The sequence below is a fragment of the Candidatus Magnetaquiglobus sp. genome (assembly GCF_058402785.1).
Map to the genome: position 1 here is coordinate 1 of NZ_JBZVFG010000036.1, position 15,634 is coordinate 15,634.

13 protein-coding genes are annotated in these 15,634 nt (G+C 56.8%); 12 read left to right on the top strand and 1 reads right to left on the bottom strand.

Features of this window, described 5'->3' with window-relative positions; all coding sequences use genetic code 11:
* The first annotated feature begins 360 nt into the window (after positions 1–360).
* From ACV4UY_RS11875 to ACV4UY_RS11930, 12 genes are all read left to right on the top strand, one after another.
* Entirely contained in the window at positions 361–2,154 is a 1,794-nt protein-coding gene (locus ACV4UY_RS11875) for an HAD-IIIC family phosphatase (RefSeq protein WP_491607801.1), read from the top strand.
* On the top strand, positions 2,147–2,386 hold the full coding sequence (locus tag ACV4UY_RS11880) for an acyl carrier protein (RefSeq protein ID WP_491607802.1): 240 nt from the start codon (positions 2,147–2,149) through the stop codon (positions 2,384–2,386). Before ACV4UY_RS11875 ends, ACV4UY_RS11880 begins: the two co-directional genes overlap by 8 nt.
* Positions 2,387–2,403: 17 nt before the next feature.
* Positions 2,404–2,850, top strand: a complete 447-nt coding sequence (locus ACV4UY_RS11885; protein WP_491607803.1) for a MaoC/PaaZ C-terminal domain-containing protein — start codon at positions 2,404–2,406, stop codon at positions 2,848–2,850.
* Positions 2,847–3,617, top strand: coding sequence for an SDR family NAD(P)-dependent oxidoreductase (locus ACV4UY_RS11890; RefSeq protein WP_491607804.1), 771 nt, complete (start codon positions 2,847–2,849; stop codon positions 3,615–3,617). Before ACV4UY_RS11885 ends, ACV4UY_RS11890 begins: the two co-directional genes overlap by 4 nt.
* Positions 3,617–5,008: an MBOAT family O-acyltransferase gene (locus ACV4UY_RS11895; protein WP_491607805.1), complete on the top strand. Its 1,392-nt coding sequence runs from the start codon at positions 3,617–3,619 to the stop codon at positions 5,006–5,008. Before ACV4UY_RS11890 ends, ACV4UY_RS11895 begins: the two co-directional genes overlap by 1 nt.
* 43 nt (positions 5,009–5,051) lie before the next feature.
* Positions 5,052–6,005, top strand: coding sequence for a hypothetical protein (locus tag ACV4UY_RS11900; protein ID WP_491607806.1), 954 nt, complete (start codon positions 5,052–5,054; stop codon positions 6,003–6,005).
* A 192-nt stretch (positions 6,006–6,197) separates the two neighbouring features.
* Entirely contained in the window at positions 6,198–7,787 is a 1,590-nt protein-coding gene (locus ACV4UY_RS11905) for a hypothetical protein (RefSeq protein WP_491607807.1), read from the top strand.
* A 32-nt stretch (positions 7,788–7,819) separates the two neighbouring features.
* On the top strand, positions 7,820–8,587 hold the full coding sequence (locus ACV4UY_RS11910) for a class I SAM-dependent methyltransferase (RefSeq protein WP_491607808.1): 768 nt from the start codon (positions 7,820–7,822) through the stop codon (positions 8,585–8,587).
* Between the two features lie 7 nt (positions 8,588–8,594).
* Positions 8,595–9,380 (top strand): transketolase, encoded by a 786-nt coding sequence (locus tag ACV4UY_RS11915; protein ID WP_491607809.1) that lies wholly within the window; start codon positions 8,595–8,597, stop codon positions 9,378–9,380.
* Positions 9,377–10,285: a transketolase family protein gene (locus tag ACV4UY_RS11920; RefSeq protein ID WP_491607810.1), complete on the top strand. Its 909-nt coding sequence runs from the start codon at positions 9,377–9,379 to the stop codon at positions 10,283–10,285. Before ACV4UY_RS11915 ends, ACV4UY_RS11920 begins: the two co-directional genes overlap by 4 nt.
* Positions 10,286–10,287: 2 nt before the next feature.
* Positions 10,288–12,261: an NAD-dependent epimerase/dehydratase family protein gene (locus ACV4UY_RS11925; RefSeq protein WP_491607811.1), complete on the top strand. Its 1,974-nt coding sequence runs from the start codon at positions 10,288–10,290 to the stop codon at positions 12,259–12,261.
* A gap of 132 nt (positions 12,262–12,393) precedes the next feature.
* The gene (locus ACV4UY_RS11930) at positions 12,394–13,872 is read left to right on the top strand and encodes a B12-binding domain-containing radical SAM protein (RefSeq protein ID WP_491607812.1); all 1,479 of its coding nucleotides are present in this window, start codon (positions 12,394–12,396) and stop codon (positions 13,870–13,872) included.
* A 111-nt stretch (positions 13,873–13,983) separates the two neighbouring features.
* Here ACV4UY_RS11930 and ACV4UY_RS11935 read toward each other — a convergent pair whose 3' ends face one another.
* Entirely contained in the window at positions 13,984–15,540 is a 1,557-nt protein-coding gene (locus ACV4UY_RS11935) for a B12-binding domain-containing radical SAM protein (RefSeq protein ID WP_491607813.1), read from the bottom strand.
* Positions 15,541–15,634: the final 94 nt, after the last annotated feature.

Here is a 15,634-nt window from a genome sequence, read left to right on the forward strand (position 1 = left end):
GGAGGCGGCTTATGTGCTGACGTGCCATTCGCCCTGAGTCGTTGCCCAAAATCGGCAACGACTCAGGGCACACAAGACCGCGCGCCTGCGCCAATCTTCGCAAAAACCGCGAAAATTGGCTTATCGTGAAGAGTGCGCGACAGACAAAATCAACAGCAACTTCCCAAAGGCTTCGCCTTTGGATCCCACCAGGGGCCACTGGCCCCCGGACCCCGCCAACTTGGGGGGCCTGAATCGTTACCAGCTCATTCCCATGGAACTCCCGAAGGGAGGTCCATGGTACGGAGGGTGAGGGGGTTCTCCCCCCATCGTGCGAGTTTCGAACCACGTCCGTTTCCCAAATGAACACGAATCCACGCCATGCTCACTGAATCCTTGGACTATCCGTTTGACATCAAGACCATCCTGCGCAAGCGGAAGGCCATTTGCCAGGATCTGCTCCAACAACCGGATCTGCGAAACATCCGGGTTGCCCTGCTGGGAGGCTCCACGACCTCTGAAATTCGTGGCATCCTTGAACTCTTCCTGCTGAAATCCGGTTTCAAACCGACCTTTTTCGAATCCGAATACGGAAAATATTTTGAGGATGTGGTCATCGACGACGCATCCCTGCGCGCATTCAAACCGGATGTCGCCTTCATTCACACGACAAACGTCAACATCCTCTTCTCGCCCAAGGTATTCGATTCCGAAGAACGAATTGCAGAATCCTTGAACAAGGAGATGGAACGTTATCAGGCGATCTGGAACAAACTGATCACCGAACTGCACTGTCAGGTCATTCAGAACAATTTTGATTTACCCCCAACCCGCGCTCTGGGCGGGCTGGATACGACCGAGCCGTACGGAAGAACCCATTACATACTGCGCCTCAATCTTGAATTCGCACGGGCCGCCCGACAACTGCCCGGCTTGATCATCAACGACATTCACTATCTTTCGGCCCGTATCGGTCTGGAACAATGGTTTGATCTCGATTACTGGTTCAGCTACAAAATGGCGGTCACCCATACCGGCACGATCCATCTGGCGCACGCCCTGGCCACACTGATCCGGGCTGCGTACGGCAAAAGTCGCAAATGCCTGGTGCTGGATCTGGACAACACCCTTTGGGGCGGCGTGATCGGGGACGACGGGGTGCAGGGGATCGTTCTGGGAAAGGAGACCCCAAGGGGAGAGGCCTTCACCGCGTTCCAGAACTATTGCCGGGAACTGAACGAACGGGGCATCCTGCTTGCGGTTTGTTCCAAGAACGACCACGAAAACGCGCAACAAGGGCTGACCCATCCGGACATGATTCTCCAATCGGACCGGTTCACGGCCTTCAAGGCCAATTGGCACCCCAAATCCGACAACATCGCCCAGATTGCCCAGGAGATCAACATCGGACTCGATGCGCTCGTCTTCGTGGACGACAATCCAGCCGAGCGCGCGCTTGTCAAGGCACAACTTCCTCCCGTCGCGGTTCCGGATGTGGGGTCGGAGGTGTCGCGTTTCATCGAATTCGTGGATCGCGAAGGGTTCTTCGAGGTGCCGCGACTCAATCAGGAGGATGCCCGACGCACCGCCTATTACGCCGACAACGCGGAGCGCACGCTTCTTGCAAGCCAGTTCGCCGACTATGGCGCGTTCCTGGCCTCGCTGGACATGAAAGCCGAAATCGGGCCATTCACGCCGGTGTACCTGGATCGCATCACCCAACTCACCAACAAAACCAATCAGTTCAATCTGACCACCAAACGGTGTACCCTGGCCGAGATGCAGGCCATGGCCGCCTCTCCGGATCACATCACCCTGTATGGTCGCCTGGCGGATCGATTTGGAGACAACGGGTTGGTCACGGTGATCGCGGCGGAGGTGGAACGACACACGGCCCACATCCAACTCTGGCTCATGAGTTGTCGGGTTCTGAAACGGGATATGGAGCATGCCATGCTGGATGCTCTGGTCGCCAGGGCCAACCAACGCGGCCTCCGCGAGATCCTCGGTTACTACCATCGTACCGCCAAAAATGGCATGGTCGCGGATCATTACGGCACGTTGGGTTTTGAATGCGTGGCACAAGCCGGGGACGGATCCTCTTCGGTGTGGAGACTCGATCCAACCATCCACCAATCCAGAAACGTCAGCATCAAGGATATCCACCATGCATGACATCCTCACCCTTCTCCAACCCATCTTCAAAGATATCTTTGATATCGAGGATCTGGTCGTCACCCGTGAATCCAGCGCCGCGACGATCGATGGTTGGGACTCCCTCGTCCATATCAATCTGGTCTCCGCCATCGAGCAGGAGTTTCACATCCGCTTTGCTCTGGGCGAGCTGGAGTCCTTGAAGAATGTGGGCGACATGATCGATCTGATGGAAAAAAAATTGTCCCGTTGATCCCGCGCCTCCGATCCATGTCCACCCACACCATCAACGCGTATCAATGGCAGGATCTGCGGATCGGGCTGGAACACGCGTTTCAGGCCACCATCACGGAAACGATGATGGAGCGCTTTCTCGCCATCAGCGGGGATTGCAATCCGCTGCACGTCGATGCCACCTTCGCGGTGCGCCAAGGGTTCAGGGATCGCGTGGTTTACGGGCTTCTGACGGCCTCGTTCTATTCCACCCTGGCCGGGGTCTATCTTCCGGGCCGGTTCGCGTTGCTGCACGGAATCGACATCGCCTTCTCCAAGCCGGTTTTCATCGGTGACACCCTGACGATATCTGGCCGGATCGTCTATCTGAATGAGGCCTGCAAACAACTTCAGATCGGAGCCACCATTGTCAACGACGAGGAAGTCGTGGTCTCGAAAGCCAAAATCAAGGTCGGACTGGTTGACGACAAGGATCCAGCATGAGCCACGATGAAACCCTGCTGATTACAGGCAGCTCCTCGGATATCGGTCGGGAACTGATCCGACAACTCACCCGCACGGCCCCAGGTCACACCCCGTTCCGCGGGCAAATAATCGCCCATGCCTGTTCAGGGATGGAAAAATTGGCCGGCCTGCAACAAGAGATCTCCAGTCTGGACAAACCGCTCGAGATCGTCCAGGCGGATCTCCGTCAGGAGTCGGAGCTGGGCCAGATGCTGGCGACCATCCGGGCTCGTCATGGTTTTCCGACGCAGATCGTGCATCTGGCTGCCGCACGCATCGAATTGCGACGCATCACGGAGTTCGCCTGGGACAGGCTGATCCCGGATCTGGAGATCCAGCTTCGATCCATCGCGATGATCCTGCAAGCGTTCCTGCCGGATATGCTCAAATCCCGCCGGAGGTGCAAGGTGGTGTTGATGCTCTCGAGCGTGACCTTGGGCGCCCCCCCGAAATACATGGCACAATACACCATGGCCAAATATGCCCTGTTGGGTCTGTTGCGCTCGCTGGCGGTCGAATACGCGGACAGACCGATTTGTTTCAATGCCCTTTCGCCCTCCATGGTGGACACCCAATTCCTGTCCGACATCCCGCCCAAATATATCGAAATGACCGCTGCGGCACATCCGACCAAAAAGAATGCCACCGTCATGGAGATTGTTCCCGCCTTGCGTTTTCTGCTCTCCAGCGACTCCGACCTGATCAGTGGCGTCAATCTGCCCGTCACTGCGGGGGGAATCCTCTGATGCTGTTCAACTCCTACGGCTTCATTTTTCTGTTCCTTCCGTTGAGCGCCCTCGGATTTCACCTCCTGATCAGATCCGCGCAGGGAAAGATGGCATTCGACTGGTTGATCGGCATCTCCTTTGTCTTCTATTCCTGGGAGAATCCGGAAAATTTCCCCATTCTCCTGGGTTCGCTGCTGACAAACCACGCAATCGCACGCGCCATGGGAGCGGATGACGCCACCCCGCCTGCCGTGCGGACGCATCACCACCGCGGGTTGCTGCTGTTTCTCGGCATTGCCCTCAATCTGCTGTTGCTTGGTTATTACAAATATTTCAGCCAACTCCCGCTTGGTATCAGCTTTTTCACGCTGACCCAGGTGATGTATCTCGTCGATTGTTACCAGGGAGTGGTCACCCCTGCCACCTTCCGCGAACACGCCTTGTTGGCCGCATTCTTTCCGACCGTCTCGATGGGACCGCTCCTGCGCGCCAGGGAGATGATGCGGCAACTGGACAATCCCGCGACCCTTGGTTTGAATGCCCGGCATCTGGCCCAGGCCCTGTTTCTCTTTTCGATCGGGTTGGGCAAGAAAGCCGTCATCGCGGACAGTTTTTCCAGGTTGGCGGATGCGGGCCATGCCTCGACCGCATCGCTCTCCATGATGGAAGCCTGGGTATCCAGTGCCGCCTTCACCCTACAGATCTACTATGATTTCAGCGGCTATTCGGATATGGCCGTGGCCACGGCCCTGTTGTTCGGGATACGGATCCCGATCAATTTCAACTCCCCTTACCAGGCCCGCTCGATCGTCGATTTCTGGATGCGCTGGCACATCTCACTTTCCAACTTCATCACCACCTATCTTTATACACCGATCATCCGTTCTTTCCACAAAATCACCTTTGCCAAGGCGATGTTTGCAACCTTCGTGGCCATGATGATCGCCGGGATCTGGCATGGATCCAGCTTGAACTTCATAATTTTCGGCGCACTCCATGGCCTGGGACTCATCGTCAACCAACTCCGCAAGAAGAACAAGAAACCACGCCTGCCGGTATGGCTGGCGTGGTTCGCGACCATCCTGTACATCAACCTCGCCTTCATTTTCTTTCGGGCCGATACGGTGCCCCATGCATGGGAGATGATCTCTTCACTGGTCAACACGCATGCGCCGTTCAGCAACGAATCCTGGCATCGTTCCTCCCTCTACATAACCAGCAGGATTGATCTTCTCATCCCGATCATCATGGGGATCCTGATGATCTTCCACAAAAAAAACTCAAACCAGCTCTCCATGGAGTTCATGCCGACCTGGAAGAATCTGCTCCTTGCCACGACCGCCATGCTCACCTCCCTGGTCTATATGAACACGAACGTTCCGAAGGAATTTCTGTATTTCAATTTCTGAGAGGCTGTTTGGCCCGTGCCAGACCGCCTCTTGTCGAGGAAGATTGGAGATGATGAGCCACAGAGTATTCATTATCAGCCTCTTGACCATGATGTTGCTGACCGTGCCATTCAAATTCCTGACGGACAAAAGTGCCGCCCGTTGTCATGATTTTGGCCCGGATGGCACCTACATGGCTTATTGCAATGTCACCACCCATGGACATTATGATCATGCCGCTCATTTGTTCGACCTCGAAGAGGGGATGAACGACCGTGTTCGTCAAGCCAAACTGCTGTTTCTTGGCAGCAGTCGCCTGCAATTCGGCTTCTCCACGCAGGCGTTCCACGATTTTGCGTTGCGTCATCCAACGGCACGACCTTATCTGTTGGGGTTCGGCCATAATGAAAAAGATGAATTTGCACGGGCCATCCTGGATCGGATCCAACCCAGACCATCCCTGATCGTGATCAATACGGACAATTTCTTTGCCAGGAAGCTCAGCAAACATGCTGTCCGGCTGTTGGAAGATCCCTGGCGGGAGAATGGTTATGCCAGGGTCAAAAAGGTTTGGCATACCCTGCTCAGAGTCGCCTGTCATGGTCGATTCCCCCTGTTCGAATCCCTGCTCTGTGGTGTCAAGCCCACCGTGTTCCGCTCGCTGGAGGATGGACGCTGGATTTTTCCCGAACCGCAAGTCGGAGAGATCCCGGTGGTGGAATTGCCGGAAGAACCGGAGGATGAAGCCGTTCTTCAATCCCACATCGCCACGGCCAGAGCGTTTGTCGAGAAACTTCCCGTCAAGCGCGAGTGCGTCGTTTTTACCTATGTTCCCCATGCCCATGGCAAGTCCTTTCTCGCTGAACGACTTGCAGAGGCGCTGGAAATGGATCGGATCGTTTTTCCAATGGACGATCTGATCACGCTCGATGGCAGTCACCTGGACACGGCCAGCAGCGAACGATGGAGCCGGGAGTTCCTGCAACGGCTCGAACCTCGGCTCACGGCTTGCTTATAAGGAATATTTGACTTACGATGAATGACATTCTGACGGGAACCCATACAGGCAGGCATCTCTTCCCGATCGGCATGCGCGTTGTGGCCAAACAGCCTGAATCCGGCATGGGCGCTTGGCTCTTTGCCACCTGAATGACGCACCGGAACCCGCTCGGAGAGGGACGCAACACTCATGATGGTATGGGGCAACTCGATGTCGTTTGCGCAGCCATGGATTCGGTTCGACCATCCCATCTCCATCCGCGCAACGATTGCCGAAGACCGCCGGTTCGTGCTGCTGGTCATGCTGGCCGCGACGGTACTCTATTTCATCGTCTCAATCGGGTGGCCGATCGGTATTGGGCGGGACGGATATCGCTATTTTCTGTACTATTTTGATCTCTTTCTTTCTGACAACCCGCAACAAGGTCTCTGGATCACCCCGCCAGGGATCTCCATCATCGTTGGTTTGGTGGCTCGGGGCGGGATCGTTTCCATTCAGTTGTTCCTTCTCACGATCTATCTGGTTTCAATATTGGGGATCTATTATGTTGGGCGACTGTTCGGCAGAAACCTCGCCCGCGTGGTCACCCTGTTTGCCCTGCTCCATTTCCAGTACACCCTTTTCTGTCATTTCTTGACCAGCGACCCGGTTCTGGCACTGTTTCTGACCATCTGGGGCGTGGTCTTGGTTCGCCTGCATCAGGTGCGCACGCTGACCGCCTATGCCGTCATCGGGTTCGTCTCCTTTTTGCCGGTTCTGATCCGCCCCATGTCGCAGCTCTATCTGTTCGTGTTCGTGCTGCCTGTACTCTGCTTTGGCTTCTCCAGACGAAATTTCCTCCTGGCCGGGGCAACGCTGTCCGCCTTCGCGGCTGGACTGCTCCTGTTGGCATCCTATCATGCCCTGGTGTTCCATGACTTTGGCCTGTTCAAGGGTGGCAAACACGCCATCCCGTTTCGCAACATCTACATGTTCAGCCGCATCATAGCCCCGGAGAACGGCCCCGCTTCGCAACGTCTGATCAACCTGATCGAAGAAAAGCTGTTGTCCAACCCGCTCTACCGGGACAACGGAATCACCCTGGAAAAATTCCTCTCCACCCCAAAGCCCATATTTTTTCATGATATCATCGACAATTTTGGCAACGAGGATTTTCTGCACGCTGTCTCCATGGAGGCCATCCGCGCCCAGCCCGCGCGGTTCTGGCAATCGGTTTACAAAAACATCCATTACCAGTTCTCCCGCCCCTTCGATCTGCCCCCGCCACCCAAACCGGCAACCGGAGGTCAGTCGCAACCCAAGGGGGACAATCCTGACAAGAAAAATTGTCCATACGCGGAATGCGCTCCGATCCCGACCAATGTCGCGCGTGAACGACGGGACCAGGAGCATTCGAAATTGAGCCAGGAAGATCGTCGCCACCTCGAAGAGGCCAAGCGGTATGTTGACACCATTGACGACCTTTTCTCAAAAGAGCCGGGAAATCATGCTGTCGCAGAATTTTTCAGGAGTCTGAATTATAAATATCCCCCTGTCCGCGATTTCTGCTATGCTGCCATCCTGCTCTTGCTGGGGGTCCATCGACGGGAGGTGCGTTTGTTGTGGCTGATGATCCTTCCCCATTTCATGGCATCGGCCATTTCCGGCTCCATGGTCGATCCTCTGGCCTCCTACCGTATTCCGCACGACCTTTTCTTCATTCTGGCGGGTTTGACAGGCGTGACCCTGCTGATTGATCGGTTCATGCGGCTGGTGGGGCATGGCCGCGCACGACTGCAACGTTCCGTTCCAACGGGTTGACACAGCCGATCATCATCCGACAGGTGAACACGATGGCGAATTCCGCGGATTCCGAAGCGTTTCGGCCCCCAGACAATCTCCCCCCTGGTTCAACCCTCTGGAGCCAATGGCTCTTCAATCTGCGTCCCTGGTTGGACCTGCAATCCGCATCGATACGGCAGCCTCTGATCCCCTGGTTGAAAGGGTGTCGCGGACAAATCCTGGAAGTCGGGTGCGGAGCCCAACCCTATCGTCACTATCTGTCGGATCAATGCGTCTATCGCGGCCTGGACTGGGCAGGCGCGCCTGAACATTTCAATTATTCAACCCAGGAAACCGAATGGTATCAAGGGGACCGTTTCCCGATCGAAACCGGTTGGGCCGAGCATCTGTTCCATACCGAGGTACTGGAACATGTATGGGATACTGCGGGTTTTCTGGCCGAATGCCGACGGGTTCTGCGGCCTGGCGGCACCCTGTTCTTCACCATTCCCTTTCAGGCGCGTTATCACTACATCCCTTTCGATTATTGGCGTCTGACACCAGCCTCCCTGGAAAGACTGTTGCAGGAGGCCGGATTCCACGAGATCCAGGTCAGGCCCAGGGGTACGGATATCACGGTATTGGCCTATAAACTGATCAGCGTCGTCTATCGCGCCGTCTTGAGCAGGCGTCTGATGCCGACCCTGGCCGGTCTGGCCTGCTTGCCGCTCTTCTGCGCGGGTCTGATCCTGGGGCACGTTTCCTTGCGGTGGGGTTGGGGGTCGGAAGACGATACGTTGGGGTATGTCGTGACGGCCATCGCGCCGGGTGACACCTGACAAACACATGAACACCCTCGCGAAACTGGCCGTGCAAGCCAAGAAACGACTCCTGCGCATGCACTTCGAGAGTCAGATCGGTCATCTCGGCGGCAATCTTTCCGCGCTGGATGCCCTGCTCTGTCTGCATCACCAGATCATGACCCCCCAGGATCGATTTCTGCTCTCCAAGGGACATGCCGCCGGAGCGCTGTATGTGACGCTCTGGACCATGGGCGAACTGGACGACGCGGATTTGTCCACCTTCCACCAGAATGGCACCCATCTGGCCGGTCACCCCATGCCCTATTGGACACCCGGCATTCCCATGGCCACGGGCAGCCTGGGACATGGGGTCTCCCTGGCCGCCGGATTCGCGCTGGCCAAACGGTTCCAGAACCAACCCGGAGAGGTCTATTGTTTGACCTCCGATGGAGAGTGGCAGGAGGGCGCCAATTGGGAGGCGGTGATTTTTGCCTGCCACCAGAACCTGACCCGCTTGACCATCCTGGTGGATGTCAACGGCTGGCAGGGATTTGGTTCCACCCGGGAGGTCGCCTCCATGGAGGATCTCGCCGGACGCTTCCGGGCCTTCGGCTTGACCGTTCAAGAGGCGGATGGACACGATATGGACAGCCTGTTCCAGGCCGTGACTCCGCACGGAAAAAGCCGCGCCGCGCCCCGCGTCGTCTTGTTGCGCACCATCAAGGGCAAGGGGGTGGCCAGCATGGAAAACCGCATGGAGTCCCATTATCTCCCCCTGGACCAGGCCAGTTACACCCAGGCCATGGCGGATCTGGATGCCTTGTCATGAGAAACGCGGCCTGTGCGAGTTGGGTCAACCTCTTTCGGAGCCACCCCTTCGTCTTCATGACCGGCGATCTGGGCTTCCAGGCCCTGGAACCCCTGCGCCAGGCGATGGGAGAACGGTTCATCAATGCGGGCATCGCGGAACAGAACATGCTCTCCGTGGCCGCCGGGATGGCACGCCATGAGATGCTGGTCTGGGTCTACAGCATCGCTCCGTTCTGTTATGCCCGCCCGTTCGAGCAGATTCGCAACGACCTGTGTCAACATGACCTGCCGGTCAAAATCGTCGGCAATGGGGGCGGCTATGGATATGGAGCCATGGGCGCGACCCACCATGCCCTGGAAGATTACGGCGCCTTGTTGACCCTTCCGAACATGCTGGCCTATGTTCCGATCTTCGCCTCCGACGTGGATCCCATCGTCCGGAGCATGGCCCAATCCCCACATCCGGGCTACCTGCGCCTGGGACGATGCGAGATGCCGACCGGCTATCAACCACCGGCCTATGCCCCCTGGCGGCGCTTGCTGGCAGGTGACGGCACCCCGGCGTTGGCGGTCGGTCCCTTGACCGGCGGCCTGTTGCGGGCCTGTCTGACCCTGCCGCCCCGGCAACGTCCGGAAATCTGGGGACTCACGGAATTGCCCGTCTCGGCGTGTCCGCCTCCCGAACCGTTTCTGGAACTCTTGCGAGAACGCAGGCGGCTTGTGGTCATCGAAGAGCATGTGGCCCATGGGGGGATCGGACACATGCTGGCACACGCCTTGATGAGCCTGGGCATGCCCATGGAACGGTTTGTTCATGTCCATGCTTTGGGGTATCCTTCCCACACCTATGGCTCGCAAGCGTTCCATCGCCACGAGTGCGGTCTGGATCCGGACAACCTCTTGAAAATTCTACACGTTGGATAATCATGCCAGAAGATCCGCACCAGAAATACCTCAAGCTGCAAGGTCCCATTCTGATTCTGGGGGCCAGTGGTTTCGTGGGTGCCAATCTGTTTCATGCCCTGTTCGCCGTGCGTCGGGACGTTTTCGGGGTGACCACCCGCGCCAACCCCTGGCGATTGGAGAACATCCCCCTGGAACAGATCCTGGTGACCGACCTGCTCGCCTCGACCAACCTGCATCGTCTGCTCGACCAGGTGAAACCACAGACCGTCTTCGACTGCATCGCCTACGGCGCCTATTCCTTCGAAGAGAAACAGGAACGCATCCATCAAACCAACTACATCCTGGTGGTCAGGCTGCTGGAGGCCCTGAGACAACGGGGCGTCCACCGGTATATCCATGCGGGAAGCTCCTCGGAATATGGCTCCCAGAGTGCCGGCCCCTCTGAAGACACCCCCTGTCTGCCCAACAGCCACTATGCGGTTTCCAAGGTGTCCGCGGCCCATGCCATCCATTACATGGGACAGCATCATGGTCTCCCCTGCGTCAACCTGCGCCTCTACTCGATCTACGGACCCTACGAAGATGCGTCGCGCCTGATTCCCACCCTGATCGCCAAGGGGCTGCAAGGTGAGCTGCCCTCCTTTGTCCACCCCGACATCGCCCGCGATTTCATCTATGTGGCGGATGCCTGCGAAGCCTTCATCGATGCCGCGCTCAATCTGGAGAAGGCCGACTATGGTCACTCCTTCAACATCGGTTCAGGCCGAAAGGTGACCATTCGCGAGGTGGCGGAGATGGCCAGAACACGCTTCGCCATCGCTGACCAACCCACCTTTTCCATGCCCAATCGACAATGGGATCTGCCGGACTGGTATGCCGATCCGACCCGCGCCAACACCCGGCTGCGCTGGTCGGCACGAACGTCGTTCGAGGAGGGCTTCGACAAAACCATTGCCTGGTATCGGCAACTATCCAGCCCGGAGGCCTATCTGGCCTCCACCAAATCCAAAGCCGACGAACCCTATTCCGTCAGCGTCATCGTCGCCTGCTACAAAGATGGCCAGGCCATCCCCTATCTGCACGAACGGTTGACGAAAACGTTCAAGAAACTCGAGATCGATTATGAGATCATCCTGGTAAACGATTGCAGCCCAGACAACAGCGAAGAGATTATTCGCGCGCTTTCGCATCAGGATTACCACACCATCGGCATCAGCCACTCGCGCAATTTCGGTTCCCAGGCCGCCTTCAGGAGCGGCATGGAAATCGCCAAAAAGAACGCCTGCGTCTTGATGGATGGGGATCTCCAGGATCCCCCCGAATTGATCGAACAGTTCGTGGCACAATGGCGCAACGGATACGAGGTGGTTTATGGCCGGCGTGTGAAACGGGTCGCACCCTGGTACATGCAACTCGCCTACAAGGGGTTTTATCGACTTTTCAACCGCTTTGCCTACATGGAAATTCCCCACGACGCCGGGGATTTTTCGCTCATCGACCGCCGGGTGGTGACCGCCATGCTCCGTTTTCCGGAACGCGACCTCTTTTTGCGCGGGGTGCGCGCGTTTGTCGGCTTCCGTCAAACCGGCGTGGACTACATCCGTCCGGAGCGCATGTTTGGCCGCTCGACCAACAATCTGTTCGCCAATCTGGAGTGGGCCAAAAAGGGGATCTTCTCGTTCAGCAACACCCCCCTCACACTCCTGAGTACCGCCAGTTGGATCCTGTTCCTTCTGGTGATGGTGTTTGGCGGGTTCCAGATCCTGAGCAAACTGATCTGGCCGGAAATCGCCCCGCGCGGCATCACCACGCTGATGCTGGTCATGCTGTTTTTTGGGGCCTCCAATCTCCTGGCCATCAGCCTGGTTGGGGAGTATGTCGCAAAAATTCTGAGCGAAAGCAAACAAAGACCCCTGTTTATTCGCAGCGCCTTCATCCGCAATGGAGAGGTGATGAAAATCAGCCAGGCAACCAACCAGAACGCCATGGACTGACTGGCTGCCCTTGTCAACAGCCGACGCGGGTGGATGGATGGCCCGCCCACTCGCAAAGCAAACCGTCTCGCACAAACCGGGTCAAACAGGTTGAGTGCTCGGATTTTTCTGAAGGGATGAGGCCTACCCGTCATGCGCATCTTGTTTGTCGTTTCCGATCTGTTCTTTTCCGAACCCCTTGGGGTGATGCTGCTGAGCGCGATCGCACGCAAGGACGGTCACCAAACCCTGCTGGTCGCCCTGAAACGACAACGCATGGCCACGATCCTGCACGCATTCAATCCCGATGTCGTGGCCTACAGCGCCATGACCGCGTATGAACATATGTTCTATCAGGCCGATCAAGTGGTCCGTCAATACCAGGCCACCAGCGGTCGCAAGGTCTTCCGCATCATGGGAGGACCGCACGCCACGTTCTTCCAGCAGGTGTTGAACGACATGGAGCTGGATGCCATCTGCGTGGGCGAGGGGGATCTGCTTTTTCCCAGACTGCTGACCGCCCTGGAGACCGGCCAATCGCTGGAAGGGATCCCCAATCTGCTGCTGGCCGGTCAAACCTCCTGCACCAAGGAGGTGCCGGAAGATCTCGATGCCATCCCCTTCCCGGATCGGAGCCTGATCTACAACGCCGATCCGGATCTGCAAAAACAGGGGATCCGCTCCTTCATGACCCAGCGGGGTTGTCCGTATCGCTGCACCTACTGCTTCAACCACTCGTACAACCTTCTCTTCAAGGGGCCTGGGGTGAAACTCTTCCGGCGCCGCTCGGTGGATAACCTGTTCGCCGAAATCCGGGAGGTCCGGGACCGGTATCCCACCTTGCGGTATGTGCGTTTTGGGGACGATGTATTTGTCATCCGTCCGGATGCGTGGCTGGAAGAGTTCACCGAGCGTTATCCCAAAGAGATCGGCATCCCGTTTTATTGTCTGATTCGCTGCAATACCCTGACCGAAGAGATCGGAAAAATGCTGAGTCATGCCGGCTGTCGCAGCATCAGCATGTCGATCGAAGCCGGTTCCGAAGAGATCCGCAACAAGGTCCTGCGTCGCCACATGAGTGACGAGATGATGCGCTCCGCGTTCACCGTGGCACGCAAGTATCGCATCAACGCCTTTGCGAACACGATCCTGGCCATCCCCGGAACGACCCCGCAAGACGATTACAACTCCTTTCTCTTCGCCAGGGAGATGAAACCAGGGTGCCCGACCTTCTCGATCTTCGCCCCCTATCCAAACACCCATCTCACCGATTATGCCATCTCCCTGGGGGTGCTGGATCCGCAAACCGATTTCAAGAAGATCTCCACCACCGACTCATCGCCTCTGAACAACTACACCCCAGAAGAGAAACGTTTTCAGCTCCATCTGGTCTATCTTGGTCAGCTTTTCTGTCTGTTGCCGGACCTTTTCCTCAAGATATTCCCCCTGATATTGCGTCTGCCGTTGACGCCGGTCTATCGTTTGGTGAGCAGCCTCACCTGGACCTGGATCGTGAGTTCCAGAATCTTCCCGCACGCCTACCCACGCTCACCACTCATTCTGGCCAAGGCGATCATCCGCAGTCTGAAATTCATTCTGATCCCCAACGAGGCGGGCAAGATCAAGGAGTGACCTGCGCGCCCCAAGTGAAATCATGCCGGACCCAACCTTTTTCGCCTCTTCTGCGAAAAATGCGCCGCGCACGGCCTTGCAAAGAACGACACCTCCCAAAACAGGTGCGGTTCAATTGCCCGGACTGGTGGACTTGAGCAGCCCCAGACGCCACAGCCACCAGCCCGTGCGCCCCAACACCACGGAAAAATCAAAAAAGCGCAGATGATCCATCAGCCGTTTGCCCAGATACAGCGTGCGACAGGACCAATAGAACAGGCCAAAGGCATGGGAGCTTTCGTGGGATGGCTTGCAATGGGGCAGCAACCGTTGGAGCACGCCGTCCGGAATGCGAAACGTCGCGATCAGCATCAGGATCGCATTGGCAAAGGTGGTGGACAGCACTTCGGAGCTGTGGGTCAGTTGCAGGACTTCGCTGTTCATCTCTTGCAACTGCTTCTCCAGGGCGCTGTTCGGCACTGATCGCAACGAATGGAAATTGATGGTGAAGGGGCGCTTGAAGTCATTGACCAGACGTATCGTGGCATGGATATCTTCCTGGGTCTCGACAGGGATGTCCACAATCAGATCATAGGCCGGGGGAATCATGCGCCTGCCGTATCCTCCCACGATATCCGCGGCCTGCTTGATCAGACCAGGCCGGTTGGGACGCTTGAAGAACTTCAAGACCCGATCCGATCCGCTTTGCACCCCCATCCGTACCCGATTCAATCCTCCCCGCAGCAGAATATCCATCTTCTCCTGATCCGCATGGACCGGCGTGATGCCCGAAACCACGAAGGGGCGTTTGATATGCCGTATCCACAGATTCACGAACGCCTGCAAGGTGTCCGCCGGGACAGCCAGAAAGCAGTCGTCGAGAAAATGGATGGTCTGGATGTACGGATGACGATCCAGCACGGACCTCAACTCCCCGATCAAATACTCCACCGAGGGGTGACGAATGCGTGCATACCCCTTATCCAATTTCAGCAGTTCAGAATTGGCGCAGTAGGTACACTTGAAGGGACAGCCCCTCGTCCAGATCACTTTGAAAGAGAGGGCATCCGAATCCAGATAATCCCCAACCTCGATTGGACGGAAGGCACGGATCTTTTGATCGAACACCCAATCATCCACCCCATAGCTGATGAACGGGAGTTGACTCATCTGCTCGGTGGTCAGAAGTGGCATATGGGGATTCTTGATCACCACGCCTTGTTCGCGATACCAGATATTGGGCACCTGGGAGAGCCCTTCTCCGGCCATCATGGCCCGCAAGAAGCGTTGGAACGCCAATTCCCCTTCACCAAAACAGATCACGTCCGCATGCTCGATGGCATCATCCGGGTAGTAGATGGCATGCACCCCGCCCCAAACGATGATGATTCTGGGATTGATTTGCCGAATCCGACTCAGCAACGCCTTGACCGAATCCGCATTGGTACTCATGGTGGCGACCCCGAGGATTTCGGTATCGCGGAAGCTTTGCGCCATGGCATGGAGTTCCTCCTCCTGGAACTGCTCGGCCTGGCTGCTTGGCTTGAAGATATTCTTGAAAGAGCGAAAAAAGCCCTGCATGACGAAATAGAGCCTGGTATCCGGGAGAATCTCCTTGGCCACGGCCCCGATCTTTCGGAACCCATAGGGATTGAGCGTACTGCCGACATACAACAGCGACAATTTCATGGCATGGTTCTCCAATTGCCTGGTTTGGTGATACCGTTGGATGGTATGCGCCAATCTTTTTTCCGTCACACGGTTCATGCTGGTCTGGGCGTCA